Source organism: Gemella taiwanensis (assembly GCF_054054385.1).
This window is the reverse complement of record NZ_JBSMTL010000008.1, coordinates 59,552-81,811: the sequence shown is the minus strand read 5'-3', so window position 1 is coordinate 81,811 and position 22,260 is coordinate 59,552. Positions and strand designations below refer to the sequence as shown.

General features: G+C 30.7%; 20 protein-coding genes and 1 rRNA gene. 5 read left to right on the top strand and 16 right to left on the bottom strand.

The genetic code is table 11. The features are described from left to right. The 3 genes from ACWOA3_RS06700 to hisS all read right to left on the bottom strand — a co-directional run. Window positions 1-70 (bottom strand): 16S ribosomal RNA (locus ACWOA3_RS06700); the annotation flags it as partial. A gap of 531 nt (window positions 71-601) precedes the next feature. Next, window positions 602-2,374 carry an aspartate--tRNA ligase gene (gene aspS / locus ACWOA3_RS06695; RefSeq protein ID WP_456884882.1) on the bottom strand — a complete coding sequence of 591 codons (1,773 nt, stop codon included), beginning with the start codon at window positions 2,372-2,374 and terminating at the stop codon, window positions 602-604. Beyond that, window positions 2,374-3,654 carry a histidine--tRNA ligase gene (gene hisS, locus ACWOA3_RS06690; protein WP_456884881.1) on the bottom strand — a complete coding sequence of 427 codons (1,281 nt, stop codon included), beginning with the start codon at window positions 3,652-3,654 and terminating at the stop codon, window positions 2,374-2,376. Before hisS ends, aspS begins: the two co-directional genes overlap by 1 nt. Before the next feature lie 552 nt (window positions 3,655-4,206). Here hisS and ACWOA3_RS06685 point away from each other — a divergent pair. After that, window positions 4,207-5,070: a hypothetical protein gene (locus ACWOA3_RS06685; protein ID WP_442566252.1), complete on the top strand. Its 864-nt coding sequence runs from the start codon at window positions 4,207-4,209 to the stop codon at window positions 5,068-5,070. Window positions 5,071-5,152: 82 nt separating this feature from the next. Here ACWOA3_RS06685 and ACWOA3_RS06680 read toward each other — a convergent pair whose 3' ends face one another. The 7 genes from ACWOA3_RS06680 to ACWOA3_RS06650 all read right to left on the bottom strand — a co-directional run bounded on the left by ACWOA3_RS06680 (window position 5,153) and on the right by ACWOA3_RS06650 (window position 11,791). Beyond that, window positions 5,153-5,536: a RidA family protein gene (locus ACWOA3_RS06680; protein WP_003147859.1), complete on the bottom strand. Its 384-nt coding sequence runs from the start codon at window positions 5,534-5,536 to the stop codon at window positions 5,153-5,155. 38 nt (window positions 5,537-5,574) lie between these two features. Continuing rightward, window positions 5,575-6,717 carry a trans-sulfuration enzyme family protein gene (locus ACWOA3_RS06675; protein WP_003147860.1) on the bottom strand — a complete coding sequence of 381 codons (1,143 nt, stop codon included), beginning with the start codon at window positions 6,715-6,717 and terminating at the stop codon, window positions 5,575-5,577. Between the two features lie 184 nt (window positions 6,718-6,901). Continuing rightward, window positions 6,902-7,102, bottom strand: a complete 201-nt coding sequence (locus ACWOA3_RS06670) for a cold-shock protein (RefSeq protein WP_003144740.1) — start codon at window positions 7,100-7,102, stop codon at window positions 6,902-6,904. A 226-nt stretch (window positions 7,103-7,328) separates the two neighbouring features. Beyond that, a complete protein-coding gene (gene rpoE, locus ACWOA3_RS06665) occupies window positions 7,329-7,808 on the bottom strand; it encodes a DNA-directed RNA polymerase subunit delta (RefSeq protein ID WP_003147861.1) in 480 nt (159 codons plus the stop codon). Between the two features lie 29 nt (window positions 7,809-7,837). Further along, a complete protein-coding gene (gene argS / locus ACWOA3_RS06660) occupies window positions 7,838-9,472 on the bottom strand; it encodes an arginine--tRNA ligase (RefSeq protein ID WP_456884878.1) in 1,635 nt (544 codons plus the stop codon). Between the two features lie 23 nt (window positions 9,473-9,495). After that, the gene (locus ACWOA3_RS06655; RefSeq protein ID WP_456884877.1) at window positions 9,496-9,879 is read right to left on the bottom strand and encodes a hypothetical protein; all 384 of its coding nucleotides are present in this window, start codon (window positions 9,877-9,879) and stop codon (window positions 9,496-9,498) included. Continuing rightward, window positions 9,872-11,791 carry an ABC-F family ATP-binding cassette domain-containing protein gene (locus ACWOA3_RS06650; protein WP_456884876.1) on the bottom strand — a complete coding sequence of 640 codons (1,920 nt, stop codon included), beginning with the start codon at window positions 11,789-11,791 and terminating at the stop codon, window positions 9,872-9,874. Before ACWOA3_RS06650 ends, ACWOA3_RS06655 begins: the two co-directional genes overlap by 8 nt. A gap of 423 nt (window positions 11,792-12,214) precedes the next feature. Here ACWOA3_RS06650 and ACWOA3_RS06645 point away from each other — a divergent pair, with 423 nt between their 5' ends. Both ACWOA3_RS06645 and ACWOA3_RS06640 read left to right on the top strand, forming a co-directional pair. Continuing rightward, window positions 12,215-12,895: a YdjY domain-containing protein gene (locus ACWOA3_RS06645; protein ID WP_456884875.1), complete on the top strand. Its 681-nt coding sequence runs from the start codon at window positions 12,215-12,217 to the stop codon at window positions 12,893-12,895. A 25-nt stretch (window positions 12,896-12,920) separates the two neighbouring features. After that, window positions 12,921-14,108, top strand: coding sequence for a VTT domain-containing protein (locus tag ACWOA3_RS06640; protein ID WP_442566257.1), 1,188 nt, complete (start codon window positions 12,921-12,923; stop codon window positions 14,106-14,108). Between the two features lie 61 nt (window positions 14,109-14,169). Here the strand turns inward: ACWOA3_RS06640 and ACWOA3_RS06635 are convergent, their stop codons facing one another. The 3 genes from ACWOA3_RS06635 to ACWOA3_RS06625 all read right to left on the bottom strand — a co-directional run bounded on the left by ACWOA3_RS06635 (window position 14,170) and on the right by ACWOA3_RS06625 (window position 17,790). Beyond that, window positions 14,170-14,328, bottom strand: a complete 159-nt coding sequence (locus tag ACWOA3_RS06635) for a hypothetical protein (RefSeq protein ID WP_155801261.1) — start codon at window positions 14,326-14,328, stop codon at window positions 14,170-14,172. A 140-nt stretch (window positions 14,329-14,468) separates the two neighbouring features. Beyond that, window positions 14,469-17,009 (bottom strand): FtsX-like permease family protein, encoded by a 2,541-nt coding sequence (locus ACWOA3_RS06630; protein ID WP_456884872.1) that lies wholly within the window; start codon window positions 17,007-17,009, stop codon window positions 14,469-14,471. A gap of 79 nt (window positions 17,010-17,088) precedes the next feature. Next, window positions 17,089-17,790 (bottom strand): ABC transporter ATP-binding protein, encoded by a 702-nt coding sequence (locus ACWOA3_RS06625; RefSeq protein ID WP_456884870.1) that lies wholly within the window; start codon window positions 17,788-17,790, stop codon window positions 17,089-17,091. Between the two features lie 183 nt (window positions 17,791-17,973). Between ACWOA3_RS06625 and ACWOA3_RS06620 the strand changes: the two genes are divergently transcribed. Further along, window positions 17,974-18,333 carry a Spx/MgsR family RNA polymerase-binding regulatory protein gene (locus ACWOA3_RS06620; protein WP_456884868.1) on the top strand — a complete coding sequence of 120 codons (360 nt, stop codon included), beginning with the start codon at window positions 17,974-17,976 and terminating at the stop codon, window positions 18,331-18,333. A gap of 137 nt (window positions 18,334-18,470) precedes the next feature. Then, window positions 18,471-18,815: a 50S ribosomal protein L19 gene (gene rplS / locus ACWOA3_RS06615; protein WP_003147874.1), complete on the top strand. Its 345-nt coding sequence runs from the start codon at window positions 18,471-18,473 to the stop codon at window positions 18,813-18,815. Between the two features lie 197 nt (window positions 18,816-19,012). On the opposite strand, the gene ACWOA3_RS06610 is transcribed toward rplS, so the two are convergent. The 3 genes from ACWOA3_RS06610 to ACWOA3_RS06600 form a co-directional block, all read right to left on the bottom strand. Further along, on the bottom strand, window positions 19,013-20,086 hold the full coding sequence (locus ACWOA3_RS06610) for a PTS transporter subunit IIC (RefSeq protein WP_035467234.1): 1,074 nt from the start codon (window positions 20,084-20,086) through the stop codon (window positions 19,013-19,015). A gap of 155 nt (window positions 20,087-20,241) precedes the next feature. Continuing rightward, window positions 20,242-21,513, bottom strand: coding sequence for an NAD(P)H-dependent oxidoreductase (locus tag ACWOA3_RS06605; RefSeq protein WP_003147879.1), 1,272 nt, complete (start codon window positions 21,511-21,513; stop codon window positions 20,242-20,244). Between the two features lie 17 nt (window positions 21,514-21,530). After that, window positions 21,531-22,244, bottom strand: a complete 714-nt coding sequence (locus tag ACWOA3_RS06600; RefSeq protein ID WP_003147880.1) for an NADPH-dependent FMN reductase — start codon at window positions 22,242-22,244, stop codon at window positions 21,531-21,533. Between the last annotated feature and the right edge of the window lie 16 nt (window positions 22,245-22,260).

The following is a 22,260-nucleotide window of genomic DNA, read 5'->3' as shown; positions in this document are numbered from 1 at the left end:
TTCGCTCGACTTGCATGTATTAGGCACGCCGCCAGCGTTCGTCCTGAGCCAGGATCAAACTCTCCAAATAAATTTGTTAGCTTGATTAGCTCATTAAAAAGTTTTATAGTTTCTTTTTAAAACTGTCTTTTTTTGGAATTAACGTTGACTTAATTCGTTTAGTTTTCAATGTTCAAATCGTTGCGATTAACAACTTTTACATTTTAACATTTTTAAATTTCTTTGTCAAGTCTTTTTTAAAACTTTTTTAAAAATGTTTTTTTATCTTCATCAGAAGACTTTAATTATTTTATCATTTCTTCGAATGCTTGTCAAGAAGTTTTTTATATTTTTTTTTGAACTTGTTAACCGTTTACTTCGTTGAAATAATAAGCGTTGTCTTGTTTCAAGACGTTTATAAGTTTATCATTTCTTTTTTATTTTGTCAAGAAGTTTTTTATATTTTCTTAACTTTTAATTATTAGAAATATTATATTGTTCGTCTTCTTCTTGAGAAGACTTTTACTATTCTATCATCAGTCTTTTATTATGTCAATACATTTTTAAAAAAAACTGAGGAAAAGTTTCTCTTTTCCTCAGTTTGAATCTTTCTATTAGTAAACTATTTTCTTAATAAAGAGATATTTAGCTCTAATAATTGATCTAAATCTACTGGTGATGGAGCTTGTGTCATTGGATCTGCAGCATTAGCTGTTTTAGGGAATGCTATTGTGTCACGTAAGTTATCACGCCCTGCTAGTAACATAACAAATCTATCTAATCCTAAAGCACATCCCCCATGTGGTGGTACTCCATATTCGAATGCATCTAATAAGAATCCAAATTGCTCTTGAGCTTGTTCTTGAGTAAATCCTAATGCTTTAAACATTGAAGATTGTACTTCTTTATCGTAGATACGGATACTTCCTCCACCTAGTTCATATCCATTAAGTACTATATCATAAGCTTGTGCATAAGCTTTTTCTGGTGCAGTTTCTAGTAATTCTACATCTTCTACTTTCGGCATTGTGAATGGGTGGTGAGCTGCACTGTAACGCCCTTTTTCTTCATCATACTCTAATAAAGGCCAGTTTACTACCCATAGATAGTTATATTTATCTTTATCGATTAAATCTAAATCAGCTGCTAATTTTTGACGTAGTGCCCCTAATGATGCGTAACATACTTTTTTACTATCCGCAGCAAATAAGATAATATCTCCAACTTCTGCGTCTACACGAGCTACTAATTCTTGAGCTACTTCATCTGTAAAGAATTTAGCAATCGCTCCGTTTAATCCTTCTTCTGTTACTTTAACCCAAGCTAATCCTTTAGCTCCATAGTTTGCAACATACTTGCCTAATGCATCAATATCTTTACGAGAATATTGCTCTGCACATCCTTTAGCTACGATACATTTTACTGCTCCACCTTGTTCTACTGCATTAGAGAACACTTTGAAGTCTAAGTTCTTCACAAGATCACTAACATCTTTTAACTCCATACCAAAACGAGTATCTGGTTTATCACTACCAAATCTTTCCATTGCTTCTTCATAGTCAAGACGTGGGAATGGTAATACTACATCGATACCTTTAACTTCTTTCATTACATGAGCAATTAAACCTTCTATCATAGTAAGAATTTCTTCTTGTGACATAAAGCTCATTTCCATATCGATTTGTGTAAAGTCTGGTTGTCTATCTGCACGTAAGTCTTCATCACGGAAACAACGAGCTACTTGATAGTATCTGTCAAATCCTGCAACCATTAATAATTGCTTAAATAATTGTGGTGATTGTGGTAAAGCATAGAATTCACCTGGGTGAACCCTACTTGGTACTAAGTAGTCACGTGCTCCTTCTGGAGTAGACTTAGTTAAAATTGGTGTTTCAACATCAACAAACATGTTGTTGTCTAAGTAATCTCTTGTTGCTTTAGTAATTTTTGAACGTAAGTGTAATACTTCTGCAAGTTCCGTTCTTCTTAAGTCAAGGTAACGATATTTCAGACGTAATTCTTCACTTGATAAACTTGCATCGTCTAATACGAATGGTAATGTTTTTGCTTTTGATAAAATTTCTAATTTATCAGCGATAACTTCTACTTTACCTGAAGCAATTTTCTCGTTTACAGTAGATTCATTTCTTAATACTACTTCTCCTTCAATAGAAACTACGAATTCGTTTCTTAAAGTTCCTGCTAGTTCATGTAATTCTGCATTTTTTTCTCCTGAAAATACACATTGAACTACACCCATTCTATCTCTTACATCGATAAAGATTAAGTTACCAAGGTCACGACGTTTACTAACCCAACCTTTTAACGTTACTTTTTTCCCTACATATTTTTCATCTATACGACCAGCGTATTCCGTTCTTCCATATGCGCTCATTATTTTTCTCCTCTCAATTTTTCTTGTAAATAATCAACTATGTTTTCTAACTTAATTGTTTCTTGTTCAAATGATTTCATATCTTTTACGACAAGTGTTCCACTTTCTAGTTCACTTTGTCCAATTATTATAGAATATTTTGCATTGTATCTATCTGCAATCTTCATTTGAGCTTTCATTTTTTTATCAAAATAATCATTTTGTACACTATATCCAGCTAATCTTAAATCATTAGTAAGTTTGACTCCAGCATTTGAAGCTTCTTCACCCATAGCAACTACAAACACATCGATTGTATCATCTATAGGTAATTCAATATTTTCACTTTCAAGTGCTAATAATAATCTTTCAATACTTAAAGCAAAACCAATACCTTTTTTATCTTCCGGTCCATCTAACAATTTAATTAATCCATTATAACGACCACCACCACAAAGTGTTTTTAATTCTACTTCTGGATTATCTATCATAATCTCAAATGCAGTATGAGTATAGTAGTCTAATCCACGAACTAAATTATGATCAATTTCATATTTTACACCTAGCGCATCTAAGTGTTTAAGTACTTCTGCAAAGTATTGTTTAGACTCTTCACCTAGGTACTCTAATAATCTTGGTGCAGATTTAATAAGCTCGTGTTCAGCATCAACTTTACAATCCAATATTCTCATAGGATTTTTATAAAGTCTATTATTACAATCTTCACAGAATTCATTTATTCTAGGTTCAAAATGCTTAACTAACGCTTCATTATAGGCTTGTCTTTCTTCGGGATTTCCTAAAGAGTTAATACTTACTTTAATACTTTCTATCCCAAACATTCTATAAATGTTATAAGCTAAACTAATAACTTCAGCATCAATTTTTGGGCTCTCCTCACCGATGACCTCAACACCATATTGAACAAATTGACGATAACGCCCTTTTTGTTTTCTTTCATATCTAAACATCGGTCCAACATAGTATAATTTTTGTGGTTGAATAGTTTTAGCGAAAAGCTTATTTTCAATATATGAACGAACTGTTCCAGCTGTACCTTCTGGTCTTAATGTTAAAGATCTATTCCCTTTATCCATAAAAGTATACATTTCTTTTTGAACTATATCTGTTGTATCCCCAACACCTCGACTGAATAATTCTGTTGATTCAAACATAGGTGTTCTAATTTCTTCATAACAGAAGTTTTTACTAATCTCTCTTAGTTTCCCTTCAATATACTGCCATTTCACACTTTCTTCTGGTAGTATATCTTGAGTCCCTCTTGGCATACTAATTACCATTTCTTTCTCCTTTCGATTTTTAATCATCCTGTGCATCCAATATAAATTAAAAATCGCCCCACATAGCTTTTAACTACATGGGACGATAACATACTTCGTGGTGCCACCCTAATTCATATCGGAATACCGATACCTTATTTTCTATTTATTAAATTTTACAAAAAGTGTTCTTTACTTTAATCATTAATATTTAATCTTTCAGCCTAAGGATCAAACTCTCTTTCTATTAAAACATAAAGTAAAATTCTTTTTACTATATTTTGTCACGGTTCTTTTAAATATATTATACCAAACTCATATCCTTGTCAAGAAATTATTATACTTTTTATTTTTAATCAGTATATTTACCGATATTTATTAGATTATTTTTCTACAAAATTCAACATTAACAGCTACTAATTATTTCACCATAATATAATTTTATACTCCCTTTATATACACATTTCATGTAGTTAGTTTAATTACTTATAATTTAATTCACTTGATTTTTTTTTCTTAACATTATACAATTAATTATAGTTAAAGACATTAAAGAAAGGAGCATAGCTCTTTATGAAAAAAATAATCTCTATTTTAATGCCTATATTAGCGATTTTTTTCTTAGTAGGAGGAACATATTACTATCTTACTTCAGAAAATAAAAATTTTAAAGAAGAACATTCAAAATATATATCATTAATAAATGATTCTCATGATTTCAATTCTGGTTTAAAAGGTCTTGAGACACTAACTACTGAAAAAGCAAAAGAAACATTAAGAAATATAGATAACGAAATTAACATCGCTAGTGAATTAGTAAAAATTGATACAGCGTTAAACAATGCTAATATTGAAGAAGCACACAATCATCTAAAACATGCTAAAAAGCTTAATACAGGTCATACCTTTACTAAGGCTATCACTTACTTAGAAGAACAGTTAGAAAACTACGATAATGCTCTTATCGAAATTTTAAAATTAGATTCGACTTCTCCTAACTATGCGGATCAAGTGAAAACAATTTTAGCAAAATATGAATTTAAATACAGTGCGTTAAAAGACAAACTTTTAAATTCAGAAACTTCAGAATTAGAACAAGATCACAAAACTAATGTTACTAAGAAAGAAGAAGAGAAAAAAGAATTAAGCAATAAGGAAGATTCTAAAAAAGAAAAATCATCTGAGAATAAAGGAAGCACTACTGGAAAACAAACTTCAGCTGATTCTAAAAAGACATCTTCTATACCTAATACAAAAATCCACCCACAAATTATCGGTCAACAAGTTCCAGAAACTTACAATACAATCCGATATACTCAAGAGGGAGCAACAAGTAGAAGTATAATAGAAAATGAGCTAAAAGGTGATATTTCTAACTTTACAAATGAAGAAATAGATGCTGCAATAGCAAGTTATAACGCAAAGAATCAAGGATAGCAAATTGTATCCTTGATTCTTTTTATTTATTTACAGATTTAGCTTATAGAAAATTTCTAGCACCTAGTTCTATAAGATAACTTTATTTTTCTACAGCGATAACTTCTATTTCTATATTTCCACCTAACGGTAAAGCAGCTACTTGGAATGCTGATCTTGCAGGAAGAACATCATTAAACTGTTCTGCATAAACTTTATTCACTTCAGCAAAATCAGCAATATCTTTTAATAATACTAATGATTTCACTACATGGTTCATAGAGCTTCCAGCTTCTTCTAATACTGCTTCAATATTTTTGAAAACTTGTTTAGCTTCCTCGATAACTCCACCTTCAACAATCTTTCCAGTTTCAGGATTAATACCTAATTGTCCTGAACAGAAAATTAGATTTCCTACTTTATTAGCTTGTACGTATGGTCCTACTGCTTTTGGCGCTTTTGGTGTATTTACTTCTGTTATTTTCATTTAATAAATCTCCTTTATTTATATTATAATTTTTTATATTAATTATTTAACGCTTGTTTTAAATCTTCGATTAAGTCTTCTGAGTCTTCTACCCCACAAGAAAATCTTAATAAAGTTTGTGTTACTCCTTGAGCTAACCTTTCTTCTTCACTCATACATGCGTGAGACATAGTTGCTGGATGAGAAATTATAGATTCTACCCCTCCTAAGCTAATTGCATAAATCGGAATTTTGATTTTTTTAAGGAACGTTTTTAAATCATCTTGTTCGAAAAATTCAAATGAAAAGACAGCTCCCCCCGAACTAGCTTGCTCTGTATGAATATCATAAAATTTACAACTTGTAAGATTAGGGTAGTATACTTTTTTAATTTTATCTTGAGTTTCTAAGAATTTAGTAAGAATTCTCGCATTCTCTACAGATTTCTCCATTCGTAATCCCATAGTTTTCATTCCTCGTAAGATTAACCAGGCATCTTCTACTCCTAAAATACCACCGAAATTCTTTTGTAATAAACAAATTTCACTCGCGATGTCCTCATTATTCGTAACTGCACAACCAGCTGTAACATCACTATGACCGTTAACAAATTTAGTTAAACTCTCTATTACTATATCACATCCTAAATCTAAAGGTTTTTGATATAAAGCAGTCATAAAAGTATTGTCTGCAACAGTTTTTATATTATGTTTCTTAGCAATTTCTACTATTGCCTTAATATCCGATACCTTTAACAAAGGATTAGATGGGGTTTCGATATAAATCATTGCAGTATTATCTTTAATAGTAGCTTCTAATTCTTCTAAATTTTGATAATTAATAAAACTAACTTCTATTCCATATTTTTTCAAAATTTTTGAACTAAATTGGAATGTTCCTCCATAAACATCTTTGGGTAATACTATATGTTCCCCACAATTCAATAGCATCAATACAGTCGTTATTGCTGACATACCTGAAGCGAAAGCAAAACCAAATTTCGCTTTATGTAAATTAGCAACAGCTGCTTCCAAGGCTAATATCGTTGGATTCCCGAAACGACTATACGAATACTTACCACAATCTTTATATCCTTCTTTTTGGTCAAATGTAGTAACTTGATATTTAGGAATCGATGCTGCACCAGTATAATCATCTATTACAGGATATCCATGCAATAAATTAGTATTTACTCCTTTCATGAAATTATCCTCCTGATTTCCATTTATTTTTTACCTTGCAATTCAATTATAAAATATAATGAAGTATTTTTCAATAACTATAGTATTCGTTTTCATATTTTCTTTTCTTATAATTTCACCGTATAATTAAAAAAAAGCTATAACTAGATATAAAAATCTAATTATAGCTTTCTCATATTTCTAATTAAAGAACAACTACGTTAGCTGCTTGTGGTCCACGAGCACCATCTTCTACTTCAAATTCAACTTTATCGCCTTCTTTTAAAGTTTTGAATCCGTCTTTTTTAATGCTTGAGAAGTGAACGAAGATATCTTTTTCTCCTGCTACTTCGATAAATCCGAATCCTTTTTCCTCGTTAAACCATTTTACTGTACCTTGTTTCATAAGTTACAATCTCCTTTATATTTTTTATTATCAATAATCAATCGTATTCTTGCTGTTAAAGATAATAAATAAAATAAATGTGATATTGTGTTATTCACTTAAAAAACTTAGAACCTGTATTACAATTTTTACTATATGTTTTATTGACTTTCTTCATTATACTCTATTTAAAAAGTATATGCAACTAATAAAACTTATAAAATAAAAAAGCCTTTCGGCTCTTTTATTAAAACTCTTCTTCTTCAGTTGAGATATTGAATTTTGATACAATTCCATCATTGTCAAAATCGTAGACATCTTCAGTTTCTTCCATATCTTCTTCCTCGATTAGAGCATCTACTTCATCATGGATATCTTCTTGTTCTTCATCACCAAGTTCTTCAATATCATCTTCATCATCAATTTCAAATTTTTGAACACTTGGTTCAACAAAGTTTTTAATGTCTTCAACAAATAAACTATCTCTTAATTTCCAGCTTCCATCTTCAACACATACGAATCTTCCATCTAAGTTTAAGTCAGTGTAAAAGTATGCTGCTTGTGCTGTAAACTCTTCATCATCAACACTTCTTAATGGTTTAATATAGTCTAGGAAATCATAAATATTTAATTTTTCAATTCCTTCTTCTACCATATATGCATAACATAAATCTATTAGTGACATTTCCTTAATTTTTTCTGCGCTTAAATCTTTTAACTTTACCATTTATATTAGATTCCCTTCTTTTTTATTTATTACATTTTCTCTGGAGCAGATACTCCGATTAAGTCTAAAGCGTTTCTTAAAGTTATTTTAACGGCTGTAATTAATGCTAAATAACTTTGAGTTTGCTCTTTATTTTCAGTTATTACTTTATTATTATTATAGAATTTGTGGAAAGAACTTGCAAGACTTTGTAAATAATTACAAATTCTGTGTGGTTCATAGTTTTTAGCAGCCTGTGCTACTATTTCTGGATAATATGCTAAGTTTTTCAGTAAGTCTACCGAATACTCATCAGTTAATAATTCATAATCACAATTTTTTACATCATATTCTACTTGTTCTGCTGCTTGACGTAAGATTGAACAAATTCTAGCATGAGCATATTGAACATAGTATAGTGGGTTATCACTTGATTGTTCTTTTGCTACCGCAAAGTCGAAGTCTAAGTGACTATCTGCACTTCTCATTACTAAGAAGTAACGTGCAGCATCGGCTCCTACTTCATCGATTAAATCACGAAGTGTAATTGCTTTACCAGTTCTCTTACTCATTTTTACAACTTCACCGTTATTAAGTAGTTGTACCATTTGCATAATTAGAACTTCAAGTTGTTCAGCTTTATACCCCATCGCAACAACACTTGCTTTTAATCTTGCAATATATCCGTGGTGATCTGCACCTAGAACATCTAGTAATAAATCAAATCCGCGATCTAATTTATTTTTGTGATAAGCTATGTCACTAGTTAAGTATGTTAATGATCCATCCGCTTTAATTAATACACGGTCTTTATCATCACCTGTTCCTAAAGCTGTTGTTTCTAACCATAAAGCTCCATCTTTCTCATAAACGAATCCTTGTTCTCTTAAAGATTCTAAAGCTTTATCCACAAGACCATTTTCATATAAAGATTTTTCACTAAAGAACACATCATACTCTAATCCAAAATCTCCTAAGTCTTTCTTAATATTTTCCATTTCATACGCTACTGCATACTCACGAATAAACTCATTTAAGTCTTCTCTTTCTAATAATGAATCTCCAAACTCATCTTTTAGTTTTTGACCTAGAACTTTAATATCTTCACCGTGGTATGCATCTTCTGGTAATTCAGCATCCATACCTAGCGCTTGTTTGTAACGAACGATTGCAGAAATAACTAGGTTATTAATTTGATTACCAGCATCATTGATATAGTATTCACGAGATAAATCATATCCTGATTTTTTCATTATTCTTGCTAATGAATCAGAATAAGCAGCATTTCTAGCATGTCCTACGTGTAGCGTTCCTGTTGGATTAGCCGATACATATTCTAATAATACTTTCTTACCCTGACCAATGTTGTTTTCACCATATTTAAAATCATCTTCTAAGATTTTTCCAACAACACTACCTAGACTTGATTTCTTAACAAAGAAGTTAATGAATCCTGGTCCAGCTATTTCAATTTTCTCTACCGCTTCATCTTCTTCAATATTGCTAATTATTTCCTCGGCAATAACTCTAGGGTTTTTACGTAAAACTCTTGTTAATTGCATCGCTACGTTTGAAGAAAAATCTCCATTTTCTGTATTTTTTGGAGTTTCTACATGTATATCTACTCCATCAATTTCTAATTTGGCTAAAGAATTTTGTAATAATTCTACTATTTTATTTTTCACCAAAAATTCCTCCTAATTACCTACTAAATGTTTTTCACTAATATTTTCAATTTATTTTGCTGTTTGTCATTTTTTCCGAAATGTATATTGTACACTATCTCAAATAAAGTAAAACTATTTTTTACCATCTTACTTATTTTTACAAGTTGTGTTTCCAATTTCATCTGACCATATTGTGTACTGTAGTCATTACTTGTTTTCGTATATGCTAAGTACATTTTTGAATCGTCTTTTTCTATACTAACACTTTCTTTTATTTTGTCAATAAAAATTTCTATTTTTTTGTTATTTTTATCACTATAAGTTATTTTCTCACTTGTGGCTTCTTCAATATGTGTCCCTATATGAGAATCTTCATGGATTTTCTCGGCATCAACATATGTTGTTATTTTTATTTTACTATTCATTAATACTTTCTAATTCCTCTTCAATTTCTAACCAAGAATTATTTAATTCATCAACTTCTTCCGTTAATTGTTTTAGTTTTTCATTAAACTCTTGTGTTTTTACCATATCAGTATAGACTTCTTCTTTTGCAAGTTCATTATTAACCGATAGTATTTCTTCTTCCAAACTTTCGATCTTTTCCATCAACTCATCACGTGTTCTTTCTAGTTTTCTTACACGACGTTTAGTTTCTTTATCTAATATATAATTATTAGTTTCTTTTGCTTCAACAACCTCTACTTCTTTATTCGTTAATTGTTGAGCTATTCTCTCTTGCTCTCTTTTTTCTAAATAATAATCATAATTCCCTAAATACATATTATGACCATTATCAGTAATATCTAATACCTTATTAGCTATCTTATTAATAAAGTACCTATCGTGGCTTACAAATACAATAGTTCCTTCGTAATTTTTAAGAGCTTCTTCTAGAACCTGTTTACTAGTAATATCAAGGTGGTTAGTCGGTTCATCTAATATTAACAAATTATTCTTTTCTAACATTAGTTTAGCTAGTTGTAATCTTGCTTTTTCTCCACCAGAAAGATCTCTTACTATCTTAAGAACATCATCACCTCTAAACAAGAATCTACCAAGCACAGTTCTCACTTCCGCTTCTTTCATTAAAGGATACTCATCCCAAAGTTCATTTAATATCGTTTTTGAAGATTCAAATTCCGCTTGTTTTTGATCGTAGTATCCTAGTGACACTTTACTACCATATTGAACATTTCCAGCAATTTCTTTTTGTCTCTTCGCTATTGTTTTTATTAAAGTAGATTTTCCTATACCGTTTCTTCCAACAACAGCTATTCTATCTCCTTTATACACAGAAAGATTATAACTTTGACCTACTTTAGTTCCATTATAACCGACCTGTAAATCACTAATTGTCAGTACATCACGACCACTCTGTTCTTTAATTAAGAACTCTATCCCTGCTGCTTTATCATCTTTTTTCGGATTATCTATAAGTTCCATTTTATCTAAAACTTTTTGACGACTCTTAGCCATCTTACTAGTTGAAGCTCTAGCAATATTTTTCTGAACAAATTCTTCTAATTTCTTTATATCTTTTTGCTGACTAGTATATTCTTTTAGTTGTTTTTCGTAATCTTCTTCATACTGTACTAAAAACTTAGAATAGTTGCCAACATATTTCTTAAGTCTTCCAAATTCTAAATTATATACAACATTAACAACTTTATCTAAAAAATATCTATCGTGACTTACAATTACTATTGCACCATTGTATGCTGATAAATAATTTTCTAACCATGCTACATTTTCCATATCAAGGTGGTTAGTCGGTTCGTCTAGAACTAGTAAATCAGGTTCACTAAGTAACAATTTCGCCATAGATAACCTTGTTTTCTCTCCACCTGAAAAAGTACTAATTTTCTTATCAAAGACTTCTTTTGTAAAATCTAATCCATAAAGTACACTTTCTATCTTACTCTTATAATGATAATCCTTATGAGTTAATACTTCATTTTGTAATCTATCAAACTTATTAAGTAGTGTTGGATCATTCTCAATATTTTCCTGAGTTAATTCGAAAGATAATTTCTCTAATTCCGCTTCTAAAGTAATTATCTCATCAAAGCACGTAATCATTTCTTCATAAATCGACAAATCTTCTCTCACGATAAATTCTTGAGATAAATATCCAACTGTCGTATTTTTTGAAATTGTTCTCTCTCCGCTATCGAAACTAATGGCACCAGCTATTATTTTTAATAAAGTACTTTTCCCAGCACCATTTCTTCCGACTATCGCAACTCGATCTTTATCATTGATTTCCAATTTTACATTTGAAAAAATTTCGTTTACTACAAAATTCTTCGTTATATTATTTAGCTGAATTAACATAGTTTCTCCTTTCTTTCTAATTTTTTACTTATTTTTAACAAAATATTATCTAAATTGTTTATAACTGAAATATTATACCATAATTTTATCTTTTAAGCTAATAATTACAGTCATTATCTTGTATTATTCAAGTTAACCTTTAATCGATAATACTTATCAATTGAAATCTGTTTATTTTTCTTTCATAATTATAATTTAGAATATAAAAATTATATAAATTTATTCATTCAATAAATTTATAATTTTTTAGTTTTTCAACATATCTTTTATCAGAATAGAAAAATATTTTTTATATCATCTTTCAATATTTTTAACCTTTAAAATTAAATTTATAATATAATTTTTATAGATTATTGTTACCTTTTTATATAAATGTTATAATACAAATATATAATAAAATTATAGAATAAGGGGGATTCGTTCATGAAACCAAAAAAATTATTATCAGTCCTTATGGCTGCCGGATTAGCATTTACTGCTATTGGATGCAGTAGTTCATCTAATTCATCTTCACAAAATTCTAATCAACCAGCTGACTATGTAGCTGGAGTATCATTAGATAAACCAATAAAAGTAGATAAAGAAGCAGGTACTGTTACTGTTCTTACAAAAATTAACGGTAAATACTTCGATGAAGCTACAAGACATAACTCTGTTGAACAAAGTGGTACAAATGGTGCTAAATCTATTTTTACAGCATTTGCTAAACCAGATGAATTCTACAATGCTCTAATCGAAATCGGTGCAAAACCTGGAAATAATATGAATCCAAATAATGCAACTACTACTCACGTAGAAGGAACTCCAATCAAAGCAGAAATTACTTGGAATGGTGCAGAGAAAAAATATGATATCAACGAAGTTGTAAAAGACAGTAATGGAAAACAAATCGACTTCCGCTTCGGTGGTAACTTAGAGCGTGCTATCGACAAAAACACAGGATGTTTATCTTGTTTAGATAGTTGTCCAGTTGGAATTATCTCAAATACTACTTATACTTATGGAGCTGTTGAGACTCGTAAAGAAGTTAAATTTACTGGTAACGAGAATGTTCTACCTGAAGACGGTACATATGCAGCAGTAATTTACAGTATTAAAAAATAGTAATTGATAATTAAGGAGAAATTTAATGAAACGCTTAAGATTATTGTTCTATTTCACAAGTGTTGGTATAGCCGTTGGTTACTTCTTTGCTTTTCTACTGTTCTTCTTTACACAGTTTGAAATGCTAGCCGATCAAAGTCTTGTAATTTTTGTTTGGACTGTTTACGGTATAATGACAGGTTTATATTTTAAACGTATCAATCGAAAATACACATTCTTTATTATAGAAGCTATTATACTTCTTATGGCTATTTTTTCTGGTAAAACTAAAACTTTACTATATATAGCTCGTGAAGTACTACATGCTGGAACACTTAATCAAATTAAGATTCCATTTATAGTTGGTGTTATTATCGTTAACTTAATAAACCTTTATATTATTTTAACATTATCTAAATACCAAAAAGTTTATACTAAAGAGGAACTTAAATCGCTAAAAGAAACGGAAGTAAAACTTAGTGATTTAAGAGAAGTAAATCCAGAAGAAGAGAGAAAATTAAAAGCACAACGTAAAAAAGTTAGATACATTACTATTGCTTGCTTCGCAATCTTCTTTGCAGTTTATTTCACAGTACCAAGTTTTAAAACTGGTATTAACACAGCATTCGCAACTCTATCACAATTCGATACAAATGCAGTAATCGAATATTTACGTGGATGGGGAGCCTGGGCTGCTGTAGTTTCTGGAGTTCTAATGGTCCTACAATCAATAGCTGCTCCAATTCCAGCTTTCTTAATCACATTATCTAACGCTGCTATTTTTGGTTGGGTAATTGGTGCAGTCCTTTCTTGGTCAACTGCCATGATTGGTGCTGCGGTGTGTTTCTACATTGCTCGTGGATTAGGACGTGATGTTGTAGAAAAACTTACAAGTAAAGGCGCAATGGCTAGTATCGACGTATTCTTCGAACGATATGGAGATAAAGCTATCCTTATCTGTAGATTATTACCATTCGTATCTTTCGACTTTGTTAGTTACGCTGCCGGCTTAACAAACATGAGTTTCTGGAGATTCTTCATCGCTACAGGTGTCGGACAATTACCAGCAACTATCGTCTACTCATACGTAGGTGGTACACTATCAGGTGGAGTTAGAAATATGTTTATCGGGCTAATGTGCTTATTCGCATTATCTATCGTTATCGGAATCATGAAAAAAATCTATAGCGACAAACATAAAAAAGAAGAAGAACTTAGTGCCGCTTCTAACTAAATATTAAAATAAACAAAAGCAACTAGAGATAAAATATTTGCCTCTAGTTGCTTTTATACTATTAAATATCTATTCCTTTTTGACTCAACTGTCTCATAAAGAAGAATTTTTCTGTACAAATTTCTACTTCGTTATCTGTAGTTAGTCTATTATCAATATAAACATCTATTCCATCTACTACATATTTTGAATACAATTTTGCATCAAATTTATCAGCCATCGAAACCACGACAGCTCTATTTACTCTACCACCTCAACAAAACTGTTGAAACAGAGATACTAACACGTGTTTTTTATTTTTCTCATTTAATAATTTTTTCGCTTGATCATTAATTGTAATTTTCATTTTCCTCTCCTATTCTACTCTATTGCTTTTAGAGCTTCTACCATATTTACTTTTTTTAATTTATTATGCATTACTATCATTACTACTATCGTAATAAATACCGTTATTCCAGATGCCAATAAATATACCACTAATGGTACCTTACTACTGAACATCATATCCCTTCCTGCGAGTTCTAAAATTATTTTCAAATACATCTTATATCCAAGATAATTACCTAAAATAATACCTACACCACTTAGATAAAAAATCTCTCTAAATACATAAATCGTTACCTCACTTGGATAAAATCCAAGAACTTTTATTGTAGATAATTCTCTAATTCTTTCTGATACATTTACATTTATTAAATTGTACAACACCACAAGAGCTAATGTAACTGAACAAATTACCATTACCGCTACTATAATATCAATTCCTTTAATAAAATTATCTAGTATTTCTTGAATCTTCGAATTATCACTAATGTTTACGATATCGCTATTATTATGTAACTTACTTACTACATTTTCAACAGATTCTTTACCGCCTGTTGTCTGTATTAAAAATGTATTGTCTTTATACTCTTTCTTAAAAACAGTTTGATAATAATTTTTATCAATGTATATCGTATGTCCGAAATAATTCTTATTGATTTCTCCTACAGTCAGTGTGTACTCCTTATTATTTACTACTACAGTGAAATTATCCCCCTTATTCAACTTGTGTAAGTACGCCAATTTTTCACTAACTACAGCTCCGTTTTTTGGGATACTTATATTATTATCACCATTATCTTTTAAAGTAATATAGTCCTTATATTCACTTTTGTCGACTGTAATTAACTGCACAGAATCTACGATTTCATTATTACTCTCAAAAGTTGCAAGTTGAATATTTACTCTTGTATTAGCTTTAACATTCTTGTCTTCGCTAACCTTTTTTTGGAGTTTTTCTACACTTGTACTATCTATATAAGGATTATAAGTAGCTGCTATATCTACCTTATTTATCACTTTAAACTGTTCTTTTGAAATATCAATAACACCATATCGAATACCAAAACCTATAAACATAAGTGTTAAACATCCCGTAACTCCAAAGATCGTCATCAACATTCTTATTTTATAACGAAAAATATTCCTAAATGTAACTTTTCTTAAAAAACTAAGTCTTGACCAGATGAATGGTACTTTCTCTAAGAATATCCTACTTCCTTTACTTGGCGCTTTAGGACGTAATAAGTATGCACTTTTTTCTCTAAGATTCTTTCTTAAAGGTATATAAATCGCTAAACTTATACATCCTAATGAAATTATGAACGATGCTATAAGAATACTTGGGGTATACACAATTTCTGGTGTATTAAATGTGAAAAATCTTGCATATGAATTATATATTATTGGTACAATTACTAAATATGCTCCAATAATTCCTAAAATAGTTCCTACAAAGGTTGATAAACCTCCATAAACAAAATACTTTTTAGAAATCTGATAGTTACTGTATCCCAACGATTTAAGTGTCCCTATATTTATTCTATTTTCATCAATCATTCTAGTTAAAGTAGTTAGTGAAACTAAGATTGATACTACGAATAAAAATATAGAAAAGACATTCGCTACAAATGTTAAACTACTTGCAGAATCTATAAACTGAGCATAATTTTTTAACCCTCTAATGTTCTCTACTGAAAATCTTGGATAACTTTCTTCTTTAAGACTTATTCTTGCTATATTTAATTGTTTTTTATTATCATCAATCTCTTTTTGAGCTTTATTTAGTTTTTCTATTTGCTCATTATAATTTTTGCTATCAACATTTTTTAATAATTCTATTTTTGATTTAACAGCATTTAACTGTTCTTGTGCTTGATTTACAGCTTTCTCATTTTCGTTAATTTTTTTATTATTTTTCTCTAAATAGCTTTTCTTATCTGCTTCCTGTTGAATTTTTAATTTTTCTATAAGAGCATCTCTTGTTTTATTAACTTCAGTTATATAATCTTTATCGCTATATTTATAATTAATATTTTTTAATTTAATATTGACACCACTAACATTTTCAAATTTAAAGACGTTTCTTTTCACATATCCAAAATAATCTTTATTAGCTAGATTATTATTCGATACTTCTATGTGATCTGCACCTTGTACAAAACCTACCACTCTAAATTTAAATTGTTTCAAAGTGTTACTATCATTATTACTTGAAACGAAAGATATTTCATCACCGATTTTATAACTACCTTGAAGTGATTCTACTAAAGCTATTTCACTTTCATCACTAGGTAAAGCCCCCTCAGCAACCTTAGGTAAAACTAATTTTTCAGGTAAAGACTCGACATTTACAAATTCATTACTATTTGTGATTTGTAATTTTTTTATATAATAACTCTCACTTATATCAATATTATTAAAATCATTGATAATCTTCATATCTGAATCATTAACACCATAACTATGACTTACTCTCAAATCATACATCTTATGGCGCTCTATATGTTTATTATAAGTATTTACCATTGCAGGTGAAGTTTCTTTCAAACCTACAAATATAAAAACTCCCAGAAACATTATTATCATTATCGATATGAATTTTGACCTAGTCCGTGAGACTTCTCTTAATATATCTCTATTTATTGCTTTCATAATACTACCACTCTATCTCATTTATACTTTTAGGATTAGTATTTTGTGTTACTCTTTTTACTCTAGCATCATAGATTTCTATTACTTTATCAGCTGCTTCTGCAATGGAGCTATTATGAGTAATAATAATAACTGTTTTCTGCTCATCAACACTATATTTTTTTAATATATTTAATATATTTTTTCCAGTTTTATAATCTAAAGCTCCTGTCGGTTCATCACAAAGTAATAATTTAGGGTTCTTAGCTATTGCTCTAGCTATAGCTACACGTTGTTGCTCCCCTCCAGAAATTTGTGAAGGAAAATTATTCAATCTATTTTCTAGTCCAACAAGCTTCAATATTTCGATTGCATCTTTTGGTTGTTTTACTATTTGTTCTGCTAATTCAACATTTTCCAAAACAGTTAAATTTGGAATTAAATTATAAAATTGAAATACAAATCCTATATCTTCTCTTCTATATTTTGTAAGTTCGTCTTCATTCAAACCAACGATTTCTTTTCCGAAGACATTAATAGATCCTTCACTGGCATTATCCATTCCACCTATAATATTCAACAATGTACTTTTCCCAGCACCACTAGGACCTAAAATTACTACAAACTCTCCTTCATTAATATCAAAACTAATAGCATCATTAGCTATAACTTTATTGCTATCTTCACCATATACTTTAGAAACATCTTTTACAATTATTTTTTGCATAGTATTTCTCCTTTATTCCTATAGTATAATTATATCACATATTATTTAATGTTTTAACTTAACCGCTTACCCTTAAACATTCCTACTAAACAGATTTCTTTACAGTAAAAAAATTTAGTATTATAATATCGTAGATTAGTAAATTTTTACTGAGATTTTTGATTACAATAGGAAGGAGAATATATGCTAAACATTTATGAATATCCAACATGCTCGACATGTAGAAAAGCAAAAAAACTATTAACTGAAAATAATATTGAAGCGACGTACTACAATGTAAAAGAAAAAACACCTACAGTAGACGAATTTAAAAAACTAATCAAAACATTCGACTTACCGCTAAAAAAATTATTTAATACTAGCGGTTTGGTTTACAAAGAACTAGGGTTAAAAGACAAGTTGGCTACATTATCTCTTGATGAGGCACTTAAACTACTTCATGAAAATGGAATGTTGATTAAACGACCACTTGCCTTTGATTTTAAAAACGACATTCTATTATTAGGATATAAAGAAGAAGTTTGGGAAAAAGCCCTTTTATAAAAAAATTATTAAATTATCTATTGATATTTATAAAAAATAATGTTATAATAGTCAAGATGTGAAAACATTAAATTACGATGTTCCTCTGTTAATCAAGCATTAATAAAGAACATTTTGTAAAAAAAGGAGAAAGAAAAATGAGCAAAATCATTGAAGCGATTACTAAAGCGCAATTAAGATCAGACATTCCTGAATTCAAAGCTGGGGATACAGTAAGAGTACACGTTCGTATCGTTGAAGGTGGACGTGAGCGTATCCAACAATTCGAAGGAGTAGTTATCAAACGTCGTGGTGGAGGAATCTCTGCTACTTATACTGTACGTAAAATTTCAAACGGTGTTGGTGTTGAAAGAACATTCCCTGTTCACACTCCAAAAGTTGAAAAGATTGAAGTTGTACGTAAAGGTAAAGTTAGACGTGCTAAATTATACTACCTACGTAACTTACGTGGTAAAGCTGCTCGTATTAAAGAAGTACGATAATAAGAAAAAGCTTAAAAGCCCTATTACATCTGTAACAGGGCTTCTTTTTTTTGCTTTAATCATGTTTTGACCATATTCATCAAAATTCATAATTTTATCCTAATTCTATTTTTTATCTTCAACACCACCCAATACTATCAACAAAAAATATTAGTACAAAAAGAACTAGCCATTTACAATAGCTAGTTCTTAATATTTTATAAGTCTAATTTATAATCGTCTGCTTTTACGAATCCTTTTTTCTCCATATAATAATAAACCGCGTATGAGATTATTGCTGGTAAAATAAAGTGCAATAATAAAATTTCTATTAACAGTACCGAATGAGAAACATGATTAGACATTGTTTGCCATGTCATAAGTTGCCCTACAAGTCCAGATGTCCCCATTCCACCACCTGCAGGGTTATTCTCCATTCTACAGACAATTGTAGCAATAGGTCCTAATATTGCACTAGCTACTATCGGCGGAATCCATATAATAGGTTTTCTCATAATATTCGGAACTTGCAGCATAGATGTTCCTAAACCTTGAGCAAACAGTCCATTCCAACGATTAGCTTTGAAACTTATTACTGCGAATCCAACCATTTGTGCTGCACAACCTACAGTTGATGCACCAGCAGCTATTCCAGATAATCCTAAAATAATCGACAATGCAGCAGAGCTTATAGGTAATGTCAAAATTATTCCCATAACTACTGATACAACTATCCCCATGATGAATGGTTGAAGTTCCGTCGCTTCTCTAATAAATGTACCTAAGATTTTCATACCTTTAATCAAGTAAGGTCCTGTGAAATACGAAACTATCGCACCTATTATAATAGTAATGAATGGAGTAACTATTATATCAATCTTTGTCTTACCTGAAACTAATCTACCAATTTCAGCTGCTATAACAACAGAAATAAATGCTCCTAGCGGATCACCAGATCCTGTAACAATTAATTTACCTTGTTCTACTAGATGATTCGTCCCAAGATTAGAACCAAAAGCACCTAGAAAACCTACTACACCTGAAGCTAAAATTACCAACTTAGGTGCTTTTAAGGCATGCGCTACCCCTATACCAATTACCGGCCCTGTTAAAGCCATTGAAATTGTAGCTACAACAATAAGAAAACTAGATAGTGCACCACTTAAATTTATAGCAATTTGTTTAATAATTAATCCAATAATTAACGTACAGAACAAACCTAATGCCATACCATTTAAGGCAACTATAAAGTATCTATGAAACAACTTTGATAATAAATTATTTTTATTCATATCAAACTCTCCGTATTTAGTATAAATATAATTTTGCACTAATCGTGCTCACATTCTATTATAACTCATTCTTTTTAATTTTTCTCTAAAAACACTCCTTGAAAAAGAAAAAAGGTTTAAGTAATTCTACCTAAACCTTTTAATATTTTCTATTATTATGCTGAAGCTCCGCTTGTTGCATCTGCTGCTGGCGCTGCTGCAGGTGCAGGTGCTGCCGCATGACCGTGTCCAGCGTCTGAAGCTCCACTTGTTGCGTCAGCTGCTGCTGGTGCTGGCGCTGCTGCATATCCGTGACCTACTGGCACTCCATTTTTAACTAATGATTGACCAGTTTGTTTTAGGTACCAGTCAACGATTGGTTTGAAGTCTAAGATGTACTCGTTGATACCAGCATATTTACCGTTTTTATCGTACATTGCTTGATAGTTGTGCACTACGTATTTGTCTGGTCCGTGAGTTGGTACGTGTGTACGGAATACATCGATTTGTCCTGAACGTAGTAATCCTACTAACCAGTTTACACTCTTTTGTATTCTCTCTGGGTGATCTGGGTGAACTTTTGCTAATGAGCATCCAACTTGACCTGGACGACGTTTTGCAAGCATTTCATAATCTTCTTTGTTGTAATTGTAGTAGATGAATTGGTTATTGCTATCTGCATAAGTTAATTCCATTGGCATAGAGTTTAAGAAGTAGTTAAGTTGGTCTACTGTTAAGATACCACGGTCAAGTTTAACATATGTATCTCCAGATACGGCATTAACTTTCTCAGCTGCTAATTCAACCCAGTTATCATCATCCATATCAACACCTTCAATTGTTGTATCACATTTTCCACTAGCTGTTAAGTCTTCTGGTGGTGTTGGTTTTCTTTCTGCTAATGATTGTGCTACTGTAGCAAATTTAACAAATTTAGTTAAACATGTACGTAAGTAACCTACTGTACGATCATCTTTTAAGTTTCCTTCTGCATCGAAAGCTTCTTTAGCTTTACCTAAAAGGAACTCATTACCAGGGAATACGATTGCGTTAACACCTGGAGCGTCTAAGATTTGACGTAAGTGTAATTGGGCACGAGATGATCCTTGATCATAGTATGAAGCTCCAAGTACCATTACTGGTTTGTTTTCAAGTGGGTGTAATTCGAATGATAACCACTCTAAAGCACTCTTAAGAGAAGCTGTAATTGTGTGGTTGTGCTCAGGTGTTGCGATAATAACACCGTCAGCTTGTAAAATTTTACGGTTCATTACTAATAAATCTTTGTTTTCTCTTGAATGATCTTCATCTTGGTTAAACATTGGTAAGTTAGTAATGTCTAATAATTCTAAAGTGAATAAATCTTTATATTCTTTTGCTATAAATTCCATTAATTTGCGGTTATAAGAAACTTCCGCGTTTGAACCTACGATTCCTACTAATTTCATGTGTCTACACTCCTATCCTATTTTAAATCTTCCCAAGAGAAGTTTTCAATTTCTTTTTCAGCTAATTTATGTGCATTGATTAATTTCTCAGTAATTTTAATGAATAATAAGAAATCAGCAAATAAACTATCTAATTTAGCAACTGTTTCTGGGTTAGAAATATCTCCAGCTTCGTCAAAAGCTTGTAAAGAATGTCCTAATAAGAACTCAGAACTTGGCATTACACGTGCTTTAACTTCTGGTGAATCCATCATTTGACGAAGGTGAGCTTGTGCACGAGATGATCCTAATGTTCCATATGAAGCTCCTGTTAACATTACTGGTTTGTCAAGTAATGGATGAATTCCATAAGATAACCAAGCGATTGCACTCATTAATGATGCAGGTACTGCGTGGTCATACTCAGGCGAACTGATGATAACTCCGTCAGCTGCTTCAATTTTAGCTGCAATTTCTTTAACTCCTTCAGGTAATTCTTTATTAGCTGGTTTGTTGAATAAAGGAAGATCTTTAATTTCAACTAATTCGATGTCAGCTTTACCTGCAAAATGTTTTTGAATATATTGTAAAAGTTGGCGGTTTGTAGATTTTTTAGAGTTTGTACCAACTAGACCAATTAATTTTACCATGTTTTTGTTTCCTCTCTCTTTTTTTGTACTATCTACTTTATTTGTATCTAGATTTTCTTGTCTTGTTTTTTTAACATTTTTTTTGTTTTTTACTTCAGCCACTTTAATAGAGCCTCCT